This is a genomic window from Mycobacterium sp. 236(2023) (assembly GCF_029623955.1).
Classification (GTDB): Bacteria; Actinomycetota; Actinomycetes; order Mycobacteriales; family Mycobacteriaceae; genus Mycobacterium.
In genome coordinates, this window is record NZ_JARSBP010000002.1 from 818,724 (window position 1) to 842,152 (window position 23,429).

General features: G+C 65.5%; 21 protein-coding genes. 13 read left to right on the forward strand and 8 right to left on the reverse strand.

All coding sequences use genetic code 11. The annotated features are described in order from the left end of the window. The first annotated feature begins 31 nt into the window (after positions 1–31). Positions 32–601: a YdcF family protein gene (locus P9A17_RS06515; protein WP_278037758.1), complete on the forward strand. Its 570-nt coding sequence runs from the start codon at positions 32–34 to the stop codon at positions 599–601. Here the strand turns inward: P9A17_RS06515 and P9A17_RS06520 are convergent. After that, positions 598–993 (reverse strand): hypothetical protein, encoded by a 396-nt coding sequence (locus P9A17_RS06520; protein ID WP_278037759.1) that lies wholly within the window; start codon positions 991–993, stop codon positions 598–600. The genes P9A17_RS06515 and P9A17_RS06520 overlap by 4 nt on opposite strands. Next, positions 977–1,345, reverse strand: coding sequence for a chromosome condensation protein CrcB (locus P9A17_RS06525; RefSeq protein WP_278037760.1), 369 nt, complete (start codon positions 1,343–1,345; stop codon positions 977–979). The genes P9A17_RS06520 and P9A17_RS06525 overlap by 17 nt, the downstream gene beginning before the upstream one ends. A 94-nt stretch (positions 1,346–1,439) precedes the next feature. Here P9A17_RS06525 and P9A17_RS06530 point away from each other — a divergent pair, with 94 nt between their 5' ends. Both P9A17_RS06530 and P9A17_RS06535 read left to right on the forward strand, forming a co-directional pair. Then, positions 1,440–2,579: a GGDEF domain-containing protein gene (locus P9A17_RS06530; RefSeq protein WP_278037761.1), complete on the forward strand. Its 1,140-nt coding sequence runs from the start codon at positions 1,440–1,442 to the stop codon at positions 2,577–2,579. A gap of 31 nt (positions 2,580–2,610) precedes the next feature. Continuing rightward, a complete protein-coding gene (locus tag P9A17_RS06535) occupies positions 2,611–3,774 on the forward strand; it encodes a sensor domain-containing diguanylate cyclase (RefSeq protein ID WP_278037762.1) in 1,164 nt (387 codons plus the stop codon). Here P9A17_RS06535 and P9A17_RS06540 read toward each other — a convergent pair. Further along, a complete protein-coding gene (locus tag P9A17_RS06540) occupies positions 3,771–4,457 on the reverse strand; it encodes a GtrA family protein (protein WP_278037763.1) in 687 nt (228 codons plus the stop codon). The genes P9A17_RS06535 and P9A17_RS06540 overlap by 4 nt on opposite strands. 85 nt (positions 4,458–4,542) lie before the next feature. On the opposite strand from P9A17_RS06540, the gene P9A17_RS06545 reads away from it, so the two are divergent. From P9A17_RS06545 to P9A17_RS06570, 6 genes are all read left to right on the forward strand, one after another. Then, positions 4,543–5,751 carry a 5-(carboxyamino)imidazole ribonucleotide synthase gene (locus tag P9A17_RS06545; RefSeq protein ID WP_278037764.1) on the forward strand — a complete coding sequence of 403 codons (1,209 nt, stop codon included), beginning with the start codon at positions 4,543–4,545 and terminating at the stop codon, positions 5,749–5,751. Further along, positions 5,748–6,248, forward strand: a complete 501-nt coding sequence (purE, locus tag P9A17_RS06550) for a 5-(carboxyamino)imidazole ribonucleotide mutase (RefSeq protein WP_278037765.1) — start codon at positions 5,748–5,750, stop codon at positions 6,246–6,248. Before P9A17_RS06545 ends, purE begins: the two co-directional genes overlap by 4 nt. Positions 6,249–6,677: 429 nt before the next feature. Further along, positions 6,678–7,040 carry a GAF domain-containing protein gene (locus P9A17_RS06555; RefSeq protein ID WP_278038626.1) on the forward strand — a complete coding sequence of 121 codons (363 nt, stop codon included), beginning with the start codon at positions 6,678–6,680 and terminating at the stop codon, positions 7,038–7,040. Positions 7,041–7,079: 39 nt separating this feature from the next. Beyond that, positions 7,080–7,349, forward strand: coding sequence for a hypothetical protein (locus P9A17_RS06560; RefSeq protein ID WP_278037766.1), 270 nt, complete (start codon positions 7,080–7,082; stop codon positions 7,347–7,349). Between the two features lie 100 nt (positions 7,350–7,449). Then, entirely contained in the window at positions 7,450–8,310 is an 861-nt protein-coding gene (locus P9A17_RS06565; protein ID WP_278037767.1) for a hypothetical protein, read from the forward strand. Positions 8,311–8,688: 378 nt separating this feature from the next. Further along, positions 8,689–9,858, forward strand: coding sequence for an acyl-CoA dehydrogenase (locus P9A17_RS06570; protein WP_278037768.1), 1,170 nt, complete (start codon positions 8,689–8,691; stop codon positions 9,856–9,858). 106 nt (positions 9,859–9,964) lie between these two features. Here the strand turns inward: P9A17_RS06570 and P9A17_RS06575 are convergent, their stop codons facing one another. Next, positions 9,965–16,213: an Ig-like domain-containing protein gene (locus tag P9A17_RS06575; RefSeq protein ID WP_278037769.1), complete on the reverse strand. Its 6,249-nt coding sequence runs from the start codon at positions 16,211–16,213 to the stop codon at positions 9,965–9,967. 351 nt (positions 16,214–16,564) lie between these two features. Here P9A17_RS06575 and P9A17_RS06580 point away from each other — a divergent pair, with 351 nt between their 5' ends. Beyond that, positions 16,565–16,864 (forward strand): hypothetical protein, encoded by a 300-nt coding sequence (locus P9A17_RS06580; protein WP_278037770.1) that lies wholly within the window; start codon positions 16,565–16,567, stop codon positions 16,862–16,864. Here the strand turns inward: P9A17_RS06580 and P9A17_RS06585 are convergent. The 4 genes from P9A17_RS06585 to P9A17_RS06600 all read right to left on the reverse strand — a co-directional run bounded on the left by P9A17_RS06585 (position 16,861) and on the right by P9A17_RS06600 (position 20,536). Beyond that, the gene (locus P9A17_RS06585) at positions 16,861–17,655 is read right to left on the reverse strand and encodes a biotin--[acetyl-CoA-carboxylase] ligase (RefSeq protein WP_278037771.1); all 795 of its coding nucleotides are present in this window, start codon (positions 17,653–17,655) and stop codon (positions 16,861–16,863) included. The two genes, P9A17_RS06580 and P9A17_RS06585, sit on opposite strands and share 4 nt — an antisense overlap. A gap of 72 nt (positions 17,656–17,727) precedes the next feature. Continuing rightward, complete coding sequence (locus P9A17_RS06590) at positions 17,728–18,063, reverse strand: hypothetical protein (protein WP_278037772.1); 336 nt, start codon at positions 18,061–18,063, stop codon at positions 17,728–17,730. A gap of 279 nt (positions 18,064–18,342) precedes the next feature. Next, positions 18,343–19,053: a TIGR03089 family protein gene (locus P9A17_RS06595; RefSeq protein ID WP_278037773.1), complete on the reverse strand. Its 711-nt coding sequence runs from the start codon at positions 19,051–19,053 to the stop codon at positions 18,343–18,345. Between the two features lies 1 nt (position 19,054). Further along, entirely contained in the window at positions 19,055–20,536 is a 1,482-nt protein-coding gene (locus tag P9A17_RS06600) for an LCP family protein (protein ID WP_278037774.1), read from the reverse strand. Positions 20,537–20,602: 66 nt separating this feature from the next. Here P9A17_RS06600 and rfbD point away from each other — a divergent pair, with 66 nt between their 5' ends. Genes rfbD through P9A17_RS06615 form a run of 3 tightly spaced genes read left to right on the forward strand, consistent with a single transcriptional unit; the run spans position 20,603 to position 23,420 of the window. After that, positions 20,603–21,457 (forward strand): dTDP-4-dehydrorhamnose reductase, encoded by an 855-nt coding sequence (gene rfbD, locus P9A17_RS06605; RefSeq protein WP_278037775.1) that lies wholly within the window; start codon positions 20,603–20,605, stop codon positions 21,455–21,457. Between the two features lie 14 nt (positions 21,458–21,471). After that, a complete protein-coding gene (locus P9A17_RS06610; RefSeq protein ID WP_278037776.1) occupies positions 21,472–22,341 on the forward strand; it encodes a glycosyltransferase family 2 protein in 870 nt (289 codons plus the stop codon). After that, a complete protein-coding gene (locus P9A17_RS06615; protein WP_278037777.1) occupies positions 22,341–23,420 on the forward strand; it encodes an NDP-sugar synthase in 1,080 nt (359 codons plus the stop codon). Before P9A17_RS06610 ends, P9A17_RS06615 begins: the two co-directional genes overlap by 1 nt. Positions 23,421–23,429: the final 9 nt, after the last annotated feature.

Here is a 23,429-nt window from a genome sequence, read left to right on the forward strand (position 1 = left end):
GAGCGGGCGCACGTGCCCTAGCGTGCAGTAGATGCGGCGCCGCCAACGCCACCTCGTGTACACGTCGATCGCAGCGCTCGTGCTGCTGCTGTTCGTCAACGGTGCCAGCGGCACAATCCTTTTCGCCCGCGCCGCCGCGGATCCGCTGACGCGTGCCGATGCCATCGTCGTGCTGTCCGGCGAGCACGATGGCCGCGAGGCCTACGGGATTTCCCTTGCCGAGCAGGGTTATGCACCCGCAGTGCTTTTGTCGACACCTCCGGGGCCGAGAGATCGGACGATGCAGGCAGCATGCCAGCCCCATGCTCGGATCCAGGTGTACTGCAGTGTCGCAACTCCGTGGACCACCCGCGGAGAAGCGATCATGACGCGGCAGCTCGCCGAGAAGTACGGGTGGAAGTCCGTCATCGTCGTCAGCTGGCGGTTTCACTTGCCCCGCGCTCGCTATATTTTCGACCAGTGCTTCACCTCACCGGATCGTTCGGTGATCATGCGTGACGTCCCGCGCACGTATCCATTCACGGTAGCTCAGTGGCAATACCAGTTTCTCTATCAGTACGGCGGCTGGGGCAAGGCTGCAATTCAGGGAACCTGCGGTTAGCGCAACTTGACGTACAGCGTGATCCCCGCGCGCACGGCGAGGTAGCCGGCCAACGCGAACGTCACGCCCACCACGCAGTACACCGCCAGCCGCTTGGTGACGGCAAGTGTTGTACGCCAAATCGATTGGCTGTCGAGAAACAGCGGTGGCGCGGTCGCGATCAGCACCATGCTCGCGGCCGAGCCGAGGACCCCGAAGACCAGTGGCGCCGTCAACGCCGGCCAGTACGGGTACGCGCTGCGCACACCCAACAGCCCGCAGACCACCGCCGTGCCGACCAACAGCCGACGCCTCGATGGCCTTCGCAGGATCAGCAGCCCCAACGCGCTTCCCACCGCGCCGCCCACGGCGACAAGCACCCACCGTGCGACGGGGTCACCGAGCCACTGCACGCGCCACCACCAATCCGCACAGCAGCCCGACGATCGCCGCGGCGGGCGTCAGAACCAGGAACGCCAGCGACAACTTCATCGGCTGGCTGATCGTCAGCACCGCCCACGCGCTCAGGCTCGCCGCGCTCCCGCAGACACCCAGGACCACATCGTGCAGCGCGGTCCTAGCCCCGGACGCCAGCACGAACGCAGCGATCAGGAACGCGACGCCGACCGTCACGATCGTCGACACGAGCATCTGCTGGGGGAGCGGCCACGTGATGGCCAGCCCATAACGCAGCAGCGCGCCGACCGTCCCCCCAGCGATGAGAGCCAACGGCCGCAGTTGATTTCGGCGATGTCGACCCGGCACCGCGTCCACGTTATGTCTACTCCGGTTCCGCGGCAGCCCGACACACGCCGCTGGTTGGATAGACCGCAGCACCTCAGGCCCCTACATTGCGGAGATGGGTTCGGCGCAGCGCTGGCTTCGAATGCTCGGCGTCGCGGGCCTACCGGCATTCCTCTACCGACACGACGGTTCCGGCCTCGTTGTCGTCGGGCGCACCACGGACTACCTACGGGTCTTGCAGACCCTCGCGAGCGAGCTCGACGAACCCACCCTGCTTGCCCGGCTGCCACACACCGAGGACACGGTGGTGGAGGTGATGCCGGGCTGGCGCTGCGTCGTTCGTGCCACCGGCGAGGAACGGGTGTTCCTGGCAGTGCTCACGCCGCCACCGGGATTCGACGAACACCACGACGTGTTCTACACGATGGTCGAGAACCTGCCCGATGTTGTGACCCGCCACGATCGCAACTACCGGTACGTCTATGCCAACCCGGCATTCGAGAAGGCCACCGAGAAAACCTCCGAGCAGTACCTCGGCCGAACCCATCGCGAGGTCGGCGTACCCGACCCCGTCGCGGCCGAATTCGAGGCGCGGATGCAGCGTGTCTTCGACACCGGGACGCCATCGGACACCGAATTCAGCTATCCGGGTCCGGGCGGCCGGCGGCATTACGCCTCCCGGGCGGTGCCGGAACGCAACGGGGACGGTCAGATAGACGGCGTGCTCTCGGTCGTCCGGGACATCACCGAGCTCAAACGGCTACAGCAACAGCTGGAGCGGCTGGCCGGTACCGACGCTTTGACGGCGCTGCCGAACCGTCGCAGCTTCTTCGACAGTGTCTCTGCGTCACTCGAGCGTGTGCGCTCCGGCGCGGCTCAGCTCAGCATCCTGTCGCTGGACGTCGACAACATGAAGGTCGTCAACGATCGGCACGGCCACGCCGTGGGGGACAGGGTCCTCGAAGAGGTCGGGCACGCCCTGGCCGCCGAGACCGACGGGCAGCACCTCGCTGCGCGGATCGGCGGCGACGAATTCTGCATCGCCCTCGACGGAGTCGGGTACGACGCAGCCCGTGAGACAGCGCAGCGAATCCTGAAGCGCATCGCCGCCATCGACGTCGACGGCGGACAGACGACCGTGCGCGCAAGCGTCGGCGTCGCCGAAGCTACTTCGCGCGACGTCGACGTCGCGGCGTTGATCGCCCGCGTCGACGCTCTGCTCTACGAAGCGAAAAAGCCCGCAACACGCCAGTGAGATGCCGCCCGCGGGACGTACAGTTCGGAGGATGGGGGCGGGACTCGATTGGCTGGACTTCTTCCGCGCCGCAGCAGCGCCGGCCTTCCTCTGCCGTCATCACGACGGAACCCTCGAATTGACGGCTCACACCGAGCAATTCGCCATCGACATCACCGATGAGCATCGCTCGGCCGCGCTGGCCGAGCTCGCGACGCGGTTGGCAGGCGGGCCCACCGACGACCTCGTCGAGATCCACGCGCCCTCATGGACGTGCGTCGCGCAGCGCATGGATGCCGACGACGAGTACCTGGGATTGATGCGCACACCCACCGATCGGCAGCTCCGCGACGACCTCTTCCATGACATCGTCGAGAACCTCCCCGACGTCGTATCTCGCCACGACCGCAACATCCGGCACCTGTACGTCAATTCGGCAATAGACCGGATCACAACGCCGGTGACAGCAGCGGACTTCGTCGGCAAAGACCATCGCGAAGTCGGTATGCCCGAACATCTCGTCACCCTGTGGCAGAAGGTCATGGGCAGAGTGTTCGAGGCCGGCGAACCCGTCGCCCACGAGTTCGTGTTCCCGGCGCCGGAGGGGCCTCGCTACTTCCTCTTCCGTGCAGTTCCCGAGTTCGCCGGCGACGGATCGGTCAAAGCCGTGCTCAACGCCGCTCGCGACCTCACCGAACTCAAAGCGGTCCAACATGAGCTGGAAATCCTCGCACAAACCGACGCGCTGACGTCTCTGCTCAATCGGCGCAGTCTGCTGGAGCGAATTGACAGTGAACTGACCCGAGTCGGCCGCGGCGACGGCACCCTGGACCTGTTGCTGCTCGACGTCGACGATTTCAAGTCCGTCAACGATCGCTTCGGCCACCCCGCGGGCGACAGGGTGCTGACATCGATTGCCAACGTACTGCGTGAACAGATCCAGGTATCCGACTTCGCCGCGCGACTAGGTGGGGACGAGTTCTGCGTCGGCCTGGTGGACACCGCCGTCGCCGAAGTCGGCGCCATCACCGACCGCATCTACCGAAGCATCAGGCAGGTCGCCGACAGCCGCGGCAGATCTTTCGACATTTCCGTCAGCATCGGGCGGGCGCGTGCCCGCAAGAGCGACGCCGACGCGGTAAGCCTCATCGCCCGGGTCGACGCGCTGATGTACCGGCAGAAGGCGATTCTCCGGCAGCGCCGTCGACCGGATTAAGAGGTCTTCGACACCCTCGGCTCGTCGCCCACACGACGCTGCGCGCGCCGACGGCGCGACAACCGCATCGGGGTGACGTTGTCGCCGTCCTTGTCCTCGATGGGACCGTGCGGGTGCCGCAGCTCGTACTCGTCTTCGAGCGCCTCGGCGATGCCGCCGCCGGTCAGCGTGGACTCCAGCGCCTTCTCCGGATTCCGCGCGAACTCGTCGGGGAAGACGAAGCGCCGGAACGCCCAGAACCGGAACGCCATCTGGAGCAGGTTGCCGATGATGTAGGCCGAGATGAAGTCGGCGACGTTCTCGGCGGCCAGCGACACCATCGGGACACGCAGCATGAACACGTAGCTCGACACCCACAGCGGGGCCATGCTCAACAGCACGCCGACAGCGCTCACACCGAAGAACAGCAGCGCCTCGTGGTGGCGCTCCCGGCCGCCGCGGTCGCGGAAGCTCCACTCCCGATTGAGAATGTAGGACGCGATGACCGCGACGATGCCCGCGATGATCTTCGCCGTCACCGGCTTGGGCTCGAGGATGGTCAGCTTGAGCGTGAAAAAGATCGCCGAATCGATGATGAACGTCGTCGCACCGACGATGGCGAACTTGATGAGCTCATGGTGCCGTTCGGCGTAGGGACGGACCGGGCCCGGAAGGCGGCGGATCGTCGCATCGGCAAAGGACACAAGGAGCGAGTCTACGTAACGCTTGTCCTCCATGCCGCATCCGTCAGTAACCGCAGGTCAACCCTGTGGCGTACGTCATGACACCATGTATGCCGTGTCAAGAGCTTCAGCGTCGCCGCCCGTCGTAGCAATGATCGGAGGCGGACAACTCGCCAGAATGACCGCGCAGGCGGCAATCGCCCTCGGACAGACGCTGCGGGTGCTCGCCGTCACCAGTGACGAATCAGCAGCCCAGGTCACCCCCGACGTCGTCATCGGCTCCCACACAGACCTCGACGCGCTGCGCCGCGTCGCCGAGGGCGCCACCGCCTTCACTTTCGATCACGAGCACGTTCCGACCGAACTGCTCGACGTTCTGGTGGCCGACGGGGTCAACGTCGCGCCGCCGCCGCAGGCCCTCGTGCACGCTCAGGACAAGCTGGTCATGCGGCGCCGGCTGTCCGAACTCGGCGCTCCCGTCCCGCGCTTTTCCGAAGTGAACTCGGTCGACGACGCCGTAGCCTTCGCCGTTGATATCGGCGGACCCGTGGTGATCAAGACCGTCCGCGGCGGGTACGACGGGCGCGGCGTGGTCATGGCCTCCGGGCCCGACGAAGCGCGGGAGGTCGTCGAGCGTTACCTCGCCGACGGGGTGGCGGTGATGATCGAGGAACGTGTCGCGATGCGCCGCGAACTGGCTGCCCTCATCGCGCGCTCCCCGTTCGGGCAGGGCGCGGCGTGGCCGGTGGTCGAGACCGTGCAACGCGACGGCATCTGCGTCACCGTGATCGCCCCCGCACCCGACCTCTCCGATGAACTCGGTTCCGCCGCTTCGGAATTGGCGCTACGAATCGCCTCGGCGCTCGGAGTGGTCGGGGTGCTCGCGGTCGAATTGTTCGAGACAGTCGATGGTGCGCTGGTGGTCAACGAGCTGGCGATGCGGCCGCACAACTCCGGCCACTGGACGATGGACGGGTCGCGCACCAGTCAGTTCGAACAGCACCTGCGCGCGGTCCTCGACTACCCCCTGGGAGACACCTCGGCGCTGGCGCCGACCGTCATGGGCAACGTGCTCGGTGCACCCGAGACGCCGTCGATGTCGATGGACGAGCGCGTCCACCATCTGTTCGCGCGCATGCCCGACGCCAAAGTGCATCTCTACGGCAAGGGGGAGCGAGCGGGACGCAAGATCGGCCACGTCAACATCGTTGGTGGCCCAGCAGAGTCGGTGACGTCCCTGCGGGAGCGCGCCGAGCGGGCGGCACACTGGTTGTCGCACGCACAGTGGACCGACGGATGGGACCCCCACGCATGAGCGCCAGGGTTGGCTTGATCATGGGCAGCGACAGCGACTGGCCGGTGATGTCGGATGCCGCCGAGGCGCTCGCCGAGTTTGAGGTGCCCTTCGAGGTCGGCGTGGTGTCCGCGCATCGCACCCCGGGCCGCATGTTGACGTACGCCCAGGAGGCCGCCGACCGGGGCCTCGAAGTGATCATCGCCGGCGCGGGTGGGGCAGCTCACCTGCCGGGCATGGTTGCCTCGGCGACGCCGCTGCCGGTCATCGGCGTGCCGGTGCCGCTGGCGCGACTGGACGGCATGGATTCGCTGCTGTCGATCGTCCAGATGCCGGCTGGTGTGCCCGTGGCGACGGTGTCGATCGGCGGAGCCCGCAACGCGGGTCTGCTCGCCGTCCGGATACTCGGGGCATCGGATACCGCGCTGCGCGAGCGGATGACGGCGTTCCAGGCCTCGCTGGAGCAGATGGTGCTGCAGAAAGATGAGGCTCTGCGCCAGCGGCTGATGGGAAACTAGGCGTTCAGCTGCGATTCTGGCGTATTCAAAGACGTCAATAAAACTGGTCTCCACCAGTGTTTTTCGACGTCTGTGTGTGTATCTGGCGAATGTTGGGTACCGTTCCCTTGTGTCCATCTCGTTGCCTGGGTTCGATTCCTGGCTCACCGAGCGCCTCGAGGAGTGCGCCGGCGATTCTGGTGAACACGTCGAGACCTACGTGGCCCGGGCCGTCGCCGCGCAGATGATCACCGACTGCGAGCGCACCGACGGTGCCTCGGCGAACAAACTGAAGGCACGGCTGTCGCAATCCGGGTTATCGGGGGAAACCGTCAGCGACGGCATCGGCTCGGTACTCGCCGATCCCCGCCGTCTGCAGGCACTGAACGCCACCGGGCTGATGGACGCGCCGGCGGACTTTCCCGGATCACCACCACTGCTGCTGATGCGCTGGCGGTTCCCGCGGCAGCGCTCGTTCTCGTCGGTGCCGATCGCCAGGTCGCCAAGAGCGCCTGCGGAATCGACCCGGAACAGCTTGGGAATCTTGCCGAGTCCTTCGACAAGTACGTCGTCGTGAATGGTTCGCTGGTCCGCGTCGACGACGCGCGCGGCCACCCGCTGTTCAAGAAATACTCGGTCGTCGGTGCCGGCCGCGTTGTCTCCTACCTCGGTGTGCCGCTGGCTGACAGCGCGGGAAACACCGTCGGCGCACTGAGCGTTTTCGACCACGTTCCCCGTCAGTGGCGGCCCGGCCACATTCAAATTCTCGACGATCTCGCCGGTGTTGCCACGGCCCGAATGTTCGGTGCCTGACGGTTTCAGCAAGCCGGAGACGCCGCTACGCTGGCTTTCATGACTGGGATCGATCCTGAAGCGGCCATCGTCCGTCGTCTCGTGGTGAAGCTGCTTCTCGAGCTCATCGACGACTCTCAACAGGGCACTCCGGCGCTCCAAGAAATCCGCGAGCAAGGTCCTGAGACAGCAATCTCGGTACTGTCGGACGTGGCCGAGCTCGCCGTCACCAACTTGGTGCAGCTGCACGGAGCCGAAGAAGCGCGCCTGCTGCTCAATCGATTGATCATTGCGGACTTGGAGGAAGAGGCATACTCCGCCGGCCAGTGACCTGTGGATAGGTACGCGACTCCCGGGTTGAGGCCGCGGTGAGGGCGGTCCCTGTGGATAGGCCAAGCGGACCACAGCGAGAAAATGCCACGCTCCGACCGTGGCGGTGTTCATCGGCAGCGAGGCGATGGCTCGGGGCGAGCTGACCCGCCACGACTTACGCACACATCACCGCAGACTGTTGCCCGACGTCTACGCGCTCAAGCATCAGAAGCTCACACTGACCGACAAGGCGACGGCGGCGTACCTGTGGTCGCATCGGCAGGCAGTGGTAGCGGGGCTGGCAGCCTCGGCGCTGCACGGCGCGAGGTGGGTAGGTCTGCAGGCGCCCGTCGAACTGGTATGGCCGAACCACCGTGCGCCGACGGGTGTCATCACTCGCAACGACACGCTGCTCAACGACGAGATCACCCGGCGCAGCGGACTCGACGTCACGACTGTGGAGCGAACCGCGTTCGACCTTGCCCGCCGCGGAACCATCGGGGAGGCCGTGGCCCGACTCGACGCTTTGCAGCAGGCGACGCGGTTCGAGGCCGAGAGCGTCCTCGCTCTCGCCGAGCGGCACCCCCGCAACCGCGGCCTCAAGCGAATGCCCTTAGTGCTCGATCTAATGGACATCGGCGCGCAATCTCCGCAAGAGACCTGGCTGCGAATGCTGTTGATAGAGCAGGGATTTCCGCGGCCCGAGACGCAGATCCCGGTGTTGCGGGCCGACCGCTACTCGTACTATTACCTAGACATGGGCTGGGAGGATCTCGGCGTCGCGGTGGAGTACGACGGCGAGCATCACCGCAAGGATCCGGAAACCTACCGCAACGACATCATCCGGATGGAGTACGTCCAGCGCGTCGGCTGGATCGTGGTCCGGGTCGTGGCGAAGACGCCCAAGCGCGTCATCTTGGCTAGAGTCCGGGCGGCCCTGCAGGAGGCATCTCGGTTGAAGGTGCGGGCAGCGAGTTGAGGCTGCGGTGAGGGCGGGAAAGTTCGAGTAGGGCGCGCCGCTGGCGCAGTCTCAAGCGCCGGTATCAGGAGGCCATCAAGGGCACGAGCTGCAGTTGGCGGGGAGCGGCCTCAAGATGAGCGTGCGCTACGTCGTGGATCGCCGCGTCGACCTCCGCGGAGGCGCGGGACCAGCGTCGACGCCCGTCCCATCCACAGTCGCACCGCGCAACATGGCGAAAGGCGTCACTGTCGACGTAGGTCTGCATACCGTGAAAATTAGGCGGGAAGACTGAGAAAAAACCGTCGCCACGACTGAGCCCAAGCTGAGAAGACGGTCACGAATTCGTATAGTGACGCAGCCGCGGTAAAGTTACTGGCGAGTAGCAAGGAGATGAAGATGGCTAGTTGGGGCGGAAACCCGTCGTTCGATCTCTTCCAGTTGCCGGAGGAGCACGAAGAACTGCGGTCGGCGATACGAGCGCTGTGTGAAAAAGAGATCGCCCCGCACGCCGCCGACGTCGACGAGAACGCGCGCTTCCCTCAGGAAGCCCTGGACGCGCTGGTGGCCAACGGCTTCAACGCCGTGCATGTCCCCGAGGAGTACGACGGCCAGGGCGCCGACTCGGTCGCGGCGTGCATCGTCATAGAAGAAGTCGCCCGCGTGGACGCGTCGGCATCGCTGATCCCGGCCGTCAACAAGCTGGGCACCATGGGCCTGATCCTTCGTGGCTCCGACGAACTCAAGCAGAAGGTGCTGCCGTCGCTGGCCTCCGGCGAGGCGATGGCCTCCTACGCTCTGTCCGAGCGTGAGGCGGGCAGCGACGCCGCGGCGATGCGCACCCGCGCCAAGGCCGACGGCGACGACTGGATCCTCAACGGTGCCAAATGCTGGATCACCAACGGCGGCAAGTCTTCCTGGTACACGGTCATGGCTGTCACCGATCCGGACAAGGGTGCCAACGGCATCTCGGCGTTCATGGTTCATCTCGACGACGAGGGCTTCAGCATCGGCCCCAAGGAGCGCAAGCTCGGCATCAAGGGCTCACCGACCACCGAGCTGTACTTCGAGAACTGCCGCATCCCGGGCGACCGGATCATCGGCGACCCGGGCACCGGCTTCAAGACCGCACTCGCCACCCTCGACCACACTCGCCCGACCATCGGGGCGCAGGCCGTCGGCATCGCGCAGGGCGCGCTGGACGCGGCGATCGAATACACCAAGGACCGCAAGCAGTTCGGCAAGTCGATCAGCGACTTCCAGGCCGTGCAGTTCATGCTGGCCGACATGGCGATGAAGGTCGAAGCTGCCCGCTTGATGGTCTACTCGGCAGCGGCGCGGGCCGAGCGCGGCGAAGGCAACCTCGGTTTCATCTCGGCAGCATCGAAGTGCCTGGCCTCCGACGTGGCGATGGAAGTGACCACCGACGCGGTCCAGCTTTTCGGCGGCGCCGGCTACACCGTGGACTTCCCCGTCGAGCGAATGATGCGCGATGCCAAGATCACTCAGATCTACGAGGGCACCAACCAGATTCAGCGTGTCGTGATGAGCCGCGCCCTGCTGAAGTGAGCTAGCCGCGAAACCAGGAGCGCCTCTGGCGCGCAGGGGCCACTCGCAAGTATTCGGCGCCCTGCGCGACCAGGTGGACCGCGGGTTCATTAAGAACGGGGCCGGCCTACGTCCGCACGAACGGGCTGATCTGCTTGCCCGTCTCCATGTCGAGGACTACCACCTCTGTCCAGGATGAGCCGTTATCGACGTCGTAGCCATACGTCGTCAGAGTGGCGCGCCGGCCTTGAGCATCGAGCAGTTCGTAGCCGTTGATTGCCGGGAGATGAACGGTCTTGCCGATCAGCTTGCCTGTGGCGATATCGACCACGCTGACCGATCTTCTCGGCTGCCCTTGCGACAAACCGTACGTGACGACGAGCGCACGCCGACCGTCGGGCGTCAGCTTCGCAGGCCACAGTGACCCGTATCCCGTCGCGAAGATCAGGCGGCTGAGCTCTTGCCCAGTGGCGGCGTCAACTACCACAAGGGGCGATTCGGTCAAGCCAGACGTCGACATCACGATGCGACTTCCGTCGCTGGTGAATTCAGCGCTATTCGTCGACTGATGCCCGTCCATCCTCACGGGCGCGCCGACGATGGCGCCGGTTCGCGTATCGAGGACCTCGAGGACGTACTCGTTGGAATTCATGGTGAGGCGGGTGATCGCGGCGCGCGAACCGTCCGCATTGACGACCACTCGGGACATCGGCTGGTAGGAGGAGGTGAGTGCTGAGACGCCGACCTGGCGGCCAGTGAGGCCGTCGATGACTACGGCGTACCTTGCCCCAGAAGCTGATTGAGAGACCGCGACGATGTTGTTGCCGGCACGCGCGACGTTCTGATCCAACCAGCCGGATATCACCGTCGTCGAGCCCACCTGAGTTCCGGTAACGGAATTCACGATCGCCACGTGGAACTCACCGTCGTAATCGCTGGCAATTACCCAGTTTTCGCCGATCGTCATCACCTCGTAATGGCCGGTTCCCGGTACCGCAATTTCGGTACCGATCGAACCGCCCGAGGTGAGATTGATAACTGAAATATATTGAGGGACATACTGTTCGGGGCTGTATGTGCGCCGGATCAGCAAGGCTCGCGTGCCGTCGGCGCTGATGGCGGTGTGCCACGGCTGACCAGTGAATGAACTAGTGCTTCCTACGCGTGCGCCAGTGGCCAGATCGACGACGTCAAGTCGCGTCGTGAGGACACCGTCGGTTCCTTCACCACTGGTCGTGATCACCGCTCGGTTCGCCGTGACCGTTACCTCAACGCCTGGGTTATGAAGCGAGCCCCCGACACTGAGCACTCCGCCGATTTGGCTGCCCGTGTCCACATCCATCGTGAAGACCAGAAGCCCCTGAACCGAATCGCGGTACGCCGCAAGCAGCCGGGTGCCGTCAGTGCTCGCTTCGAGAATTGCTTGCCCTGGGAGTTGCACGGCGGTACCGACCTTGCCTCCCCCAAAGGTATCGACGAGATGCATTTCGAACACCGTTTTGCCGTTGACGACGCGAGACGTCTGAAACACCGCGCGATGAAGTGCGACGTCGTAGTCCGAGGTAACAACCCGGCCCCGCAACTCCGTACGGGTACCGATCAATTTCGCTTGATACGTATCGAAAAGGACGACGTCAGTTGTCAAGTCGTCCTTCTCCACCGCGGCAACCAGAATGGAATCGCCATTGACGAGCTCGTGGCTCACTATCGATCCCGAGAGCGTCACGGTCTGTCCGATCTGGTTTCCCGTCCACCTGTCGATAACCGCGATCTGGCCCCGTTCACGGTCGTCGATCGACGTGACGAGGATGTGAGTGCCGTCGGCCAAGAACTTCGCGCCCGCAATACCGGTGATGTGTGTGGTGCGTCCGAACTGCGTTCCCGTCGCGGCATCGATCAACGCGACGCGGGTGGTGTTGTCCAGCATGTCGTAGGTCGTCATCAGCGTGACGCTGCCGTCGCGATTGAACGTGCCCGTTGACAAAGGCGCCTGCATGAGTGGCGCCCCTCTCATCGTCACGCCCTGCCAACTCTTCGGCGGGCTGTATGAGCCGCTCCCACTGGAGATACCTACGTCGTTGAAAGCTTTTTTGACAGCGGCCAGTTGATCGGAATTGAAGCCGAACATCTTGGCCGAGAACACCACTGCGTCACGGGCATCCGCGAAGGTGGGGTTCGGGGCAAGCGTGTAGATGGCGTGACCGAAAACCTGCGTCCACTGCTCACGCGAAATGGCGGCAGTGCGCTTGTCTGAGTTCATCTTGGCAACGGCGAAGCCGAAAATCGTGCTGTCGGGGTATTCGTTGTACGTGCTCAGATCCGACGGCTCCACGAAGTCCCTGAAGTGTTCGCGGTCGCCCTTGATAGAAGGATCCGACAGAATCCGGATCGAGCACGTGACCTTCGAGTTGCCGCAGCCGACCTTGTCGTCACCGATCAAGAACTCCAACCCGATGGTCGTCTTCGCTTCGAACAGACTGCCGAGGATGTCGCCGAATGCCTCCTCGAGCGCCTCCGCCTGCGCAGTATTGCCCAAACCGCTTCCGTTGCCTCGCCCAAATCCAGGCCGGTAATCGAGTAGTCCATGGGTGTATTCGTGCGCGACGACATCGCGCGCCGACTCCCACGAGTCACCGAACACGAGGGCCATCGAGCCAGAAGTGCCGGTGATGTAGTACGCCGATTCGTCAAGCGTGGGAACGACAGTGACGAACACGTGGCCGCGGGGTGTGAACCCGAGTTGGTCGCGGTAGTAGTCGTACACCTCCGCGACATTGGCCAGGGCCGACACCGCCCGCTTATCCGGATTCGCCGGGTTGTAGCCAGCTTTGGTGCCCGGCAGAAACTTCGGGTTGGACGGACCACGGTAGACCGAAATGCCCCGCGAGCGATCGTGGAACCATCGATCGGTCCCGTCACTGGAGTATGTCGAGACCACGATGCTGCGGATGACGTCGTGCAGGTCTTCGGCCTGGACAGTCTGCGAGGCGATCAATCCATCGAAGGCCGACTGCTGTCCGACGATCTCGCCCGCCGCGGTGCCCGTCGCCTGGACGTAGAACGTGTGTAGAGCGAAGGAGGCCGCCGGGATGTCTTCACCGGTGTCCGAACTCGGGGGAGAGTACGCGATGACGCGCCACGTCAGCACGCCTGACGCCGATGGGCTCGCGTAGTAGACCACCTGTTCACTCTGAAGGGGCGCCGTCGCCAGGTAAGAGTCGAGTTCGGCGTCGCTGAGATACTCGGACAATTGCCCGCGCAGTGCGGCTTTCGCGACAGCCTCCGCCGCGCCCGCCGTCTCGAAACCGTCAGCCGGATCCAGGTCGACGTCGTCGTCGGTGCGAGAAAGCCCGCTGAACACGCCCTGTACCGCACCGTTCGCGTCGGTGATCAGCACCGCGCCGGAACTGCGGCCCACCAACGGAATTCCGCCGGTCGTGAGGTTCAGGTAGTAGTAGACCGGCGCGGCCTGGCCGTCGGTAGCCTCCGGGCTGTAGGACGTGAAATCGTCCGCACCGACGAAACCTGGGCTGTAGCCCAGCAATCCGGCTATGCGGTTGAATACCTCGGCGGCGTCCTCGGCATTGCGGACGGGCATGGTGGTGAAGTTGCCGTCGATACTGCGGACGGTGCCGTCGACGTTCTGGACGACCTCCACCTGTCCTTCGCGAGACAGGGCAACCAGGTCATCGGGATCGATCACCCGGTCGTCGTCGGCGACGGCGGCCACGATCGGCGCGGTAATGGTCACCACGACGGGCTCGATGCCGCCGGTGACGACGATCGTGAACGTGACGCTGGCCGCCGACGGGTTGCCCTGCGCGAGGTGCCGGGCACCCGGGGTCGGGGTGAACCGCCACCCGCCCGTCTCGGCGTCGACGACGATCAGACCGGTCTGCGTGCCGGGGCCGGACCCCAACGCATACCGGAAACCACCCGGATCCAAGACGTCGGTACCGCCGGCCACCACCCCGGTGATCGGGTTGACGATGCGGTCGGTGCCGAGCTCTGCCGGTGCGACGAACGAGATTTCGGTCAACCCGCCGGTCAAGTCCGTGGCGAGGACGCCGGTGGCCGTGACGGCGACACCCGCCGACACCCCACCCAGCGTGACGGTCCGCACGGCGCCTCCGGGGGCGACGACGTGGAGCTTGCCGGTGACGTCGGTTAGGTACAGCGTGCCGCGCCCGTCGGCGGCGACGGTATACAGCTGACCGAACCCGGGCCGAATCGTGTTCTCGACCTCACCGTTGCCGTCGATGACGACCACCGAATCGCCCACGGTGACGTAGGTCCGGCCATCGGCGCCTGCAGCGACACCAAAGGCGGCGCCGGGCAACGCGATGGTGTCGATGACGGTGCCGTCTCCGTCCAGCACCGTCAGCGTCGGGCGGGAGACGCTGCTGACAACGATGTGGCCGGACGCGTCGATGGCCACTCCAGCGGCGCCGGCCACCGTCGCGATCTGCTGCTTCGGCGTCACACCCGTCGGGTCGACCACGGTGACTGCGCCGGTTCCCGGGTCCGCCAGCACAAGGCGTCCCGAATCATCCAGTGCGAGACCGAAAATAGTTCCGCCCACCTGGATGGACGGCGCGGTCGAGCCGTCCGGGCGGATGACGCGAATGGTCCCGTCGCCGGAGCTGGCGATGTAGACATGGCCGTCACCGGACACTGCAACGCCGGTCGGCTGGGCTGCCACGCCAGGCGTGGCATCGGCCTGCAGATCGAACCCGGGCGTGACGGGTGCACTGATGTCGACGGTGATGCTGGCGCTGCCGTCCGAGACGACGATCGACAGAGCTTGGGTGCTGTGTTCGCCGCTCCAGGACGCCAACCGTGCCCGCGGTGACGGACGGAACACCCACTGTCCCGTCGCCGCGTTCACCGCCACGCTGCCGTCCGCCGAATTGAGACCCCCGCCAAGGCGATAGGTCAGCTCGTCGTCGTCGGCGTCCGATACGAACAGATGGCCCCGCACGATTCCGGTGGCCCCGTCGACCGTGTAGACGTAGGCCGGGCTGCCGGCCACCGGCGGACTGTTGGGGTCTACGACCTCTTCCTTGGGAACGACGGTCACCGTCACCGTCACGAACCCGGACTGGCCGCCGGGGTCGGTGGCCGTGACGATGAAGCTGTCGGTGACCAGTGCGCTCCCGACGACAGGGCGTTTGTTGTCGTCCGGCAGGTAGGTGAACCCACCGGCGGCAGTCACCGTTACCGAACCACGCGTAGGCGCACCGGTGACCGCGTAGCTGAGAACATCACCGTTGTCGTCGCTGAATCCGAGTGTCCCAGTCACTGAACCGGTTTCGTCATCCACGGAGTCGATGCGGGGCGGCCCGGCGGTCGGGGCGAAATTCACCTTGGCGATGCTCACCGTGATGGTCTGGCGGATCGTGCTGCCGTCGTCAAGCCGGACCGCACCGAAGGTGACTATCCGGACGATCGCACTCCACAAGCCGCGGAAGCCGTGCAGGTGCTCGCTGGCGTTGGTCTCCGCGATGGACACGGTGAACGTGTCGGTGCCGCCGGTGAGGGCATGCGATTTTGACGGCGTGTAGGTATATGTACCATCCGGGTTGACGGTGACGGTGCCCTTCTGTGGGCCCGCTACTAATGTGACGACCAACGGATCGCCGTCGGGATCTTCGGCGCCCGCGGATCCGGTGACTGCGCCCAGCGCCGACTGCCCTGCGTACTGTTCTGGTGCGGCAGTAGGGCTTTCGTTAAAGAAGGCGACCTGCAGGCGGCGCAGGATTGCCGCCAGGAGATCGTCGGGTGGGACTGGTGCCGCCGGACTTGGCGCGGGCGGGGAGTCCGCGCCCGCAATCGACACGACGGTAGAGATCACGACCGCCTGCCGATCGACATCCTTGGAGACTGGCGAAGGCGTTCCGTCATCGGCGGTGACAGTGGCACCGTCGCGGGGAATTGACTGCTCGATCGCTAGCGGCAGATCCACGACTACCTCGTCGTCGGCGCCCGCCGTGTCGTCCTCGCTGCTGTCAGGTATGGACGAGCGCTCGCCGGAGTCCTCAGCGTCGGCAAAGTCGGCTATCTGGAGGTCGTTGTCATCGTTATCGGTTTCGCTGACAGGCTCGGTGTCGGGCGCCTCGTCGGCGTCGTCTTTTCCGTTTCCTGTCTCCGTCCCAGTGTCGGTGTCCGAACCCGTGGATGTGCTGCGGGGTGCGGCGGAGGATTTCCCCCGATCCGCTGCCGCGGATGCGGGCGACGAGTCCCCGGAGGCGTCGTCGGCATAGGCGATGCCGGACCCCGTCAATGCCGCGGCACCGATACCGATTGCCAACGCCCCGGTACCCAGCCAGCGGTAGGGCTGGATCTTGTTGTGCTTGCGACGTCTGTGTGCACCCACGATGCCCCCCGGCCTATGGTCGCGTCAGCGTGCGACAACGACAGCGAACGTAATTGGCGCTGCAGTAGAAGTGTTTACCACATCAACGAACGCGGTGGATGCCCACTTGAGCGAGCCGAACGAAGTCATACGAACGGACGACATGGGAGCGCGTATGGCCGAGCCAGCAAAGAGCGAGCCAAATCCTGCGACAACGTCAGCCGTGCGTCAGCCGCTCTGGCGTCACGCCGCAACGCGCCCTCGCCGCGAAGTATCATTCCGGGCTGTGATCGCGTGGCGCACCACAGCCGTTGCTTAACTCTCGCGGAATTGGCGCCGTTCTCGCGGCCGGTCGGTGGCTAAAGTTGGCGCATGGCGTCCGACGATCTCGAACCCAGGGTTCAGGCCCTCGAGGAGCAGGTACAAGACCTGACCGCACGGGTGCGGGCGACGGAGCATGATGCGGCAGCGGCCCGTGTTCTCGCAGGTGGGGCAGATCGCGACGTCGGTGAGATCCGCGGTGAGCTCAGGAATTTCGGCAAAGCGACGACCGCGGGTTTCAACGCGATGCGGCAAGATCTCGTCGACCTTCGCGACCACGTCGACCGCGGATTCACCGAGATGCGGGGCAAGCTCGACGCCGCCGTTGCGGGGCGACAGCCCGCGCGCTAAGCTTCCGCCGGCCGCAGGTGGGTGATATCCCCGGCAGACACCGTCATCGTCATGCCCGACTCGTCGATCTGCAGCCGCCCGGAATCGTCGATACCCGTTGCAACACCGATGATTTGGGAGTCGCCCGGCAGCAGCGCGCGGACGCGCGTGCCGATCGTCGTACTGACCTCGCGGTACTCGGCAGCCAGCTGCGAGTCGTCGCCGGCGGCGGCGCGCCATCGACCCACAAGCCGGCCCAGTTCCTGCAGGAGCTTGCCGGCCAGCTCGGTTCGGTCGGCGTCGTGGCCGAGCATCGCCAGCGACACCGCGTTCGGATCCGGCAGCTCGTCGGCGGTGAAGCTGACATTGAGTCCGAGCCCGACAACGATCACCGGCCCGGAGACCTCGGCGAGGATCCCGGCCAATTTGCCGTTGCCGACGAGGACATCGTTGGGCCACTTCACGCCCGCGTCGACCCCGTAGTCGTCGCGCATCGTTCGGGCCACCGCCAGGCCGGTGAGCAGGGGCAGCCACCCCCAGCCGGCCGGCGGAATCCCGGTGGTATCCACCGCGACGGACATCGAGATCTGAGAGCGGGGTGGCGCTGACCACTGCCGGCCATGACGACCGCGGCCTGCCGTCTGGAATTCGGCGAGAAGCACAGTGCCGGCGATGTCCTCGCCGGCCGTCGCACGAGCAATCAGGTCGGCGTTCGTCGAACCGGTTTCGTCGACCACATCGACGCGGCGCCACTCTGTCTCAGAGATGGCGGTGGTTAGTTCGTCAACACGCAACGGTTGAGAGGAAGGCACGTCGTCGAGCGTAGCGATGCGTATTGCGCACTCCGCAATGGTTCGTTCGTCGGCCAGGCGAATAAGGGGCCGTCAGGCAGCCGGCGGCGACGCCGCGTCGAACGAGTGGTCTGAATGGATGGCTTCATGGGGCGACGAGGGATTCGGCGCGGCCGCACGATTCATCGCGCCGAATCCGAGGACGAACGCGGCAAGCCCGCCAAGTGCCCAGACGCCGGCAACCCCCCATTCCCACGATGGGTCCGACGCCACGGCCAGCCAATACGCCAACGTGACGACGACGGAGTAGCCGCAGAGGAGGTAGGACCTGCCTTCATCGCTTGCCTGCCAACCGGGGTGACGGCGGTTCCGCACGTGCCACGCCACAAGGGCAGCGACGGTTGCCGCGACATACAAGGTGGACTCCATTGACCGCCCCTTACTACAAGGGCCCCGGTTCTTGAGGCGCTCTTTGCCAGAACTGGATGTTCCCGACGCAAGCATACTTGCGAGCAGTAAAGACGATCAGCCTGGTTGAGGTAAACGATAAGGTCAATGTTGCATTTACGTCAACAATTCGTAATCTGCGTGTTGCCTGAACAATGTGTTGCGACATTCGCTAGAGCGTCAGGCCATGTCACATTTTTGACCAGCGAGACCCGTGGGACTTCTGTGACCCAGGAAGGGATGTCGGGCTTCAGGTAGTTGCTAAAACGACATCCGCGTCAATTTTTCCGTCTCGCGTCGGCGCTCCACCAACGTGGGATCCGGATTTGCCACTTGGACCAGCGACGCGCCGACGACATAGAGCGCGAGCAGTCGCTCAACGATGTCGTCGGCGGACTCCCACGATCCCGTCGACAGCACCCGGTCGGTTCCGGTGATGCCCTGCGCCGCCGCCGACTCTCGCGCCGCCTCGAGGACGTCATCTGCCGACCGGCCACTCAGAGCCGGACCCGGCGCCCGCTCGGGGACGATCTGATCGCCGTGCACCCGCACCGCCGTCGCGTAGTCCGTCAGCCCCACCGCGAGATCGGGGACCGGCTTGCCGAACGGATCGAGCGACAACACCGCGATCTCGCCCATACCGACCGCCGCCTCGGCCTCGTCGAGCCGGTCTGCTGTGCACAATGCGATATCGGCCTCGCCCTCGAGTACCACCTCGGCGCCGATCCACCAGATCCCGAACAACACCGCCGCCGTCTGCCAGTGCGCGGGCAGCAACACCGCGACCCGACTGCCCGGCGTCGCACCCAACTCGTCCCGCAACAGATTGCCGGTCTTAGCGGCCCAGTTGGCCAGCGTCGCCGTCGACAACTCGATGCGCTCGCCGGTGGCGTCGTCGTAATAGGTGATCCGCGGCCCCGCCGGGTTGGCGGCCATCAACGGATCCAGGATTACGGAGCTGACGTTCGTCACGTCAGTTGACGCACTGCGGATCGGTCGAGCCGGCCGTGATGATCGGCGACGGCGGCGGCACCATCTCGCCATCGCCCGACACCACGCTGGATGCACTCGGGTCCGCGCCCATCAGCGTCACATCCGAACCGTCCAGTCCCGCGCCGGGACCGGTGTAATCGGCCGACAGCACCACCCGCACCGAACCCTCGGGAATCGAGGAGTCCTCGACGACCGGAAGGCCGCCCAACTCCAGAGCGACGGCCTGGGCGCCCATATCGTCGGACTTCGCGGCCTGCACCTGGCTGTTGTCCACCTTGGTGCCCTCGTTGTTGCCGACGTTGCCCTGCGTAAAGCCCTTGCCCGTCAACACATGTGCGACCGCCGCAGCCAGACCGTTGATGTCACTGTCGTTGACCACCTCGACAGTGGTCTTGTCGTTGCTGTACGTCAGCTCCTCGGTCTTACCCTCGTCCTGATCGTGCAGCAGGCTGGTCACCCAGTCTTTGACCTCCGTCGGATCGACCCGCACCACGCTCTGCATGCCGTCGTCGCTCCAGCCCGCCTCCTCGAGGATCGGGATGGTCGCGAACGCCACGTTGCCTGCCGCCAGCTTCTGCAGCTGCTCGACGAAATCCATGATGTCCCAGCCCTCGGACAGGACGACCGAACGCTGCACTGCCGCTTCGAGATTGCCCAATGTGGTGGGACTCGTCAGAGTCTTGCTGGAGATCACGTCGTGCGCCATCGACGCCATCACCGCCTGCTGGCGCGTCACCCGGTCGAGGTCGCCGCGCGGCAGGTCGTGCCGCTGACGCACGAAGCTCAGCGCCTGCGCGCCGTTGAGCTTCTGCCAGCCGGCCGGGAAATCAGCGCCCGAAAGTGGTTCGTACACAGCATTGTTGAGGCAGACGTTGACGCCGCCCAGCGCGTCGGTGATCAGAGCGAACCCGAGCAGACCGATCTCGGCGTAGTGATCGACCGTGACGTCGGTCAGGTTGGCAACGGTCTTGATCAACTCCTCGCGGCCCGCGTCCTGAGCCTCGGGCTCCGCGACCACCGGATCCACGCCCTGCTCCTCGACAAGCTCTTTGAGCTTCTCCAGATGCACCGACCCGTACACGCCGTTGATCTTCATCTTCCCGATGCCCGGCGCCTCGACATAGGAGTCGCGGGGGATCGAGATGGCCGTCGCCGACTTTCCGTTGTTCGGGATGCGGATCAAAATGATCGTGTCCGTGTTGGTGGAGACCTCGTCGCCGGCGCGCAGCATCGCGCGCTCCTCGTCGGTCAACGGATTGCCGTGCGCATCGGTGCGGCTGTCAGCGCCCACCAGCAGAATGTCGATCGCGCCGTCTTCGCCACCCTCGCCCAGTGCGATCGGATTGATGTGGTTGATGCCTGATTCGAACGAGCGGATCTTGCCCCACGCCACGCCGGTTCCGATGACGACGGCAACAGCCATGGCCACAGAAATGGCGCGAATCATGTGAGCGGCAGGCATTTGCCCAGGCTACTTGCGACCAGCCCGCATTCCGAGGAGCTGCGGTCGGCGTGCCAAACTCGTGACGTGACCGGCCGAATCGTGATTTCAGGAGGAGGCGGCCTGGTTGGCCGCGTGTTGGCAGGTCAGGCGCGCGCCGACGGGCGCGACGTGGTGGCGCTCACATCGTCGGAGTGGGACGTCACGGATCCGACGGCTGCAGAACGTCACATCGCCGACGGCGATGTCGTCGTCAACTGCGCCGCGTTCACCAAGGTCGACGCCGCCGAATCCGAGCCCGACCGCGCCCACGCCGTCAACGCTGGCGGTGCCGAGAACGTCGCGCAGGCCTGCGCCCGAGCCGGCGCAACGTTCATCCATATCTCCACCGACTATGTGTTCTCCGGCTCGCTGCAGCGCCCCTACGACATCGACGACCCGACCGGGCCGTTGTCGGTCTACGGGCGCACCAAGCTCGCCGGCGAAATGTTGGTGCTGGCCGCGATGCCCGACGCGCACATCGTCCGCACCTCATGGATCTACGAGGGGGCCGACGGTTCCGACTTCGCCGCCGTCATGCGCCGCGCGGCCCGGGGCGACGGCACCGTCGATGTCGTCGCCGACCAGATCGGCTCGCCGACATACGTCGTCGATCTGTGCCGCGCGCTGCTGCAGATCGCCGACGGCGCGATTCGCGAACCCGTCCTGCACGCCGCCAACGCCGGTTCGGCGAGCCGGTTCGAGCAGGCGCAAGCCGTGTTCGCCGCCCTGGGCGAGGACGTTTCGCGCGTTCGGCCGGTCGGTTCCGACGAGCATCCGCGCCCCGCGCCGCGCCCCGCCTATTCCGCGCTGTCGTCGGCCAAATCGGAGGCCGCGGGTCTGACACCGTTGCGGCCGTGGCGCGAAGCGTTGGCTGAGGCGCTCGCCACAGCAAGCCGGTAGTTAGTCTCTACGCCGTGCTGTTTGTCGTGACGGTGACGTACTCGCCGGGTCCGCACCTGGACCGGTTCCTCGCGACGCTGGCGCACGCGACCGAGCGGCCGGTCACCGTCATCATCTCCGACAACGGGTCCACCGACGGCGCCCCCGAAGAGGCCGTCGAGCAGTACTCGAACGCCACGCTCTACCGCACCGGCGGCAACCTCGGCTACGGCACCGCGGTCAATCGCGCGGTCGCCGAACACAACGTGGCGGCGTCCGACTACTTCATCGTGGCCAACCCCGACGTCCAATGGGGCCCGCGCAGCATCGACCTTCTCTTGGAGGCCGCCGAGCGCTGGCCCGGCGCCGGCGCGCTCGGACCGCTGATCCGCGACCCCGACGGCACCGTCTACCCGTCGGCGCGGCACCTGCCCTCGATCATGCGCGGCGGCATGCACGCGGTCGTCGGCCCGATATGGAAGTCGAATCCGTGGACGGCGGCCTACCGCCAGGAGCGCACCGACCCCAGCGAACGCGCCGTCGGCTGGCTGTCCGGCTCGTGCCTGTTGCTGCGCGGCGCCGCATTCTCCGAGATCTCCGGTTTCGACGAGCGCTACTTCATGTACATGGAAGACGTCGACCTCGGAGATCGCCTCGGCCGCGCAGGCTGGCAGAACGTCTACGTGCCCGAGGCGGAGGTTTTGCACGTCAAGGGACACTCGACCGGTCGCGATCCGGCAAGCAACCTGGCCGCACACCACGTCAGCACTTACACTTTTCTCGCCGACCGGTACCCGAAATGGTGGCAAGCGCCACTACGCTGGGCATTCCGCGGGGCATTGGGGGCGAGGGCCACTCTGGTTGTGCGGAATTCGCGAAGGAAGCGAGCGAAAGGGCGGGGCTAGTGGTCAATCCAGCCGAAGTCGATGCTGTCGTTCTCGTCGGTGGGATGGGCACACGCCTTCGCCCGCTGACGCTGTCCGCACCGAAACCGATGTTGCCGACGGCCGGTCTCGCGTTCCTGACGCACCTGCTGTCGCGGATCGCCGAGGCGGGTATCGAACACGTCGTCCTGGGCACGTCCTATAAGGCGGGCGTATTCGAGGCGGAGTTCGGTGACGGATCGAAGCTCGGCCTCCAGATCGACTACGTCGTCGAGGAAGAGGCGTTGGGCACCGGCGGCGGTATCGCCAACGTCTCGTCGAAGCTACGGCACGACACCGCAGTCGTTTTCAACGGCGACGTGCTGTCCGGTTGCGACCTGCGGGCGCTGCTCGACTCGCACGAATCGAGCGGTGCCGACGTCACCCTGCACCTGGTGCGTGTGGGGGATCCCCGCGCATTCGGTTGTGTGCCAACAGATTCCGAGGGTGTCGTGACGGCCTTCCTGGAGAAGACGCAGGACCCGCCGACTGACCAGATCAACGCAGGCTGCTACGTCTTCAAACGCTCGATCATCGAGGAGATTCCCAAGGGACGTGCGCTTTCGGTGGAACGCGAAGTGTTCCCTCAGCTGCTCTCGGACGGGAAGAAGGTCTGCGGCTACGTCGACGCCACGTACTGGCGAGACATGGGTACGCCGGAGGATTTCGTGCGCGGATCTGCGGATCTGGTGCGCGGCATTGCGCCGTCGCCGGCGTTGACGCATCAGCGGGGAGAGAAGCTCGTGCACGACGGGGCATCTGTGGCGCCCGGCGCGCTGTTGATCGGCGGGACGGTCGTCGGCCGCGGCGCCGAAGTGGCCGGCGGAGCCCGACTCGACGGAGCGGTTATCTTCGACGGCGCGAAAATCGGTGCGGGAGCGGTGATCGAGCGATCCATCATCGGCTTCGGCGCGCACATCGGCCCGCGGGCGCTGATCCGTGACGGCGTGATCGGCGACGGCGCAGACATCGGAGCCCGCTGCGAACTGCTGCGCGGCGCGCGCGTGTGGCCGGGCATCACGATTCCCGACGGCGGCCTGCGCTTCTCGACCGACATCTGACCGCGGAAT

Bases quoted from the DNA above. Each gene is read 5' to 3' on its own strand.
- purE (WP_278037765.1), top strand. From the start codon at position 5,748: ATGAGCGCCAGGGTTGGCTTGATCATGGGCAGCGACAGCGACTGGCCG.
- P9A17_RS06600 (WP_278037774.1), bottom strand. From the start codon at position 20,536: ATGCCTGCCGCTCACATGATTCGCGCCATTTCTGTGGCCATGGCTGTT.
- P9A17_RS06535 (WP_278037762.1), top strand. From the start codon at position 2,611: ATGGGGGCGGGACTCGATTGGCTGGACTTCTTCCGCGCCGCAGCAGCG.
- P9A17_RS06580 (WP_278037770.1), top strand. From the start codon at position 16,565: ATGGCGTCCGACGATCTCGAACCCAGGGTTCAGGCCCTCGAGGAGCAG.
- P9A17_RS06590 (WP_278037772.1), bottom strand. From the start codon at position 18,063: ATGGAGTCCACCTTGTATGTCGCGGCAACCGTCGCTGCCCTTGTGGCG.
- P9A17_RS06515 (WP_278037758.1), top strand. From the start codon at position 32: ATGCGGCGCCGCCAACGCCACCTCGTGTACACGTCGATCGCAGCGCTC.
- P9A17_RS06545 (WP_278037764.1), top strand. From the start codon at position 4,543: ATGTATGCCGTGTCAAGAGCTTCAGCGTCGCCGCCCGTCGTAGCAATG.
- P9A17_RS06570 (WP_278037768.1), top strand. From the start codon at position 8,689: ATGGCTAGTTGGGGCGGAAACCCGTCGTTCGATCTCTTCCAGTTGCCG.
- P9A17_RS06560 (WP_278037766.1), top strand. From the start codon at position 7,080: ATGACTGGGATCGATCCTGAAGCGGCCATCGTCCGTCGTCTCGTGGTG.
- P9A17_RS06530 (WP_278037761.1), top strand. From the start codon at position 1,440: ATGGGTTCGGCGCAGCGCTGGCTTCGAATGCTCGGCGTCGCGGGCCTA.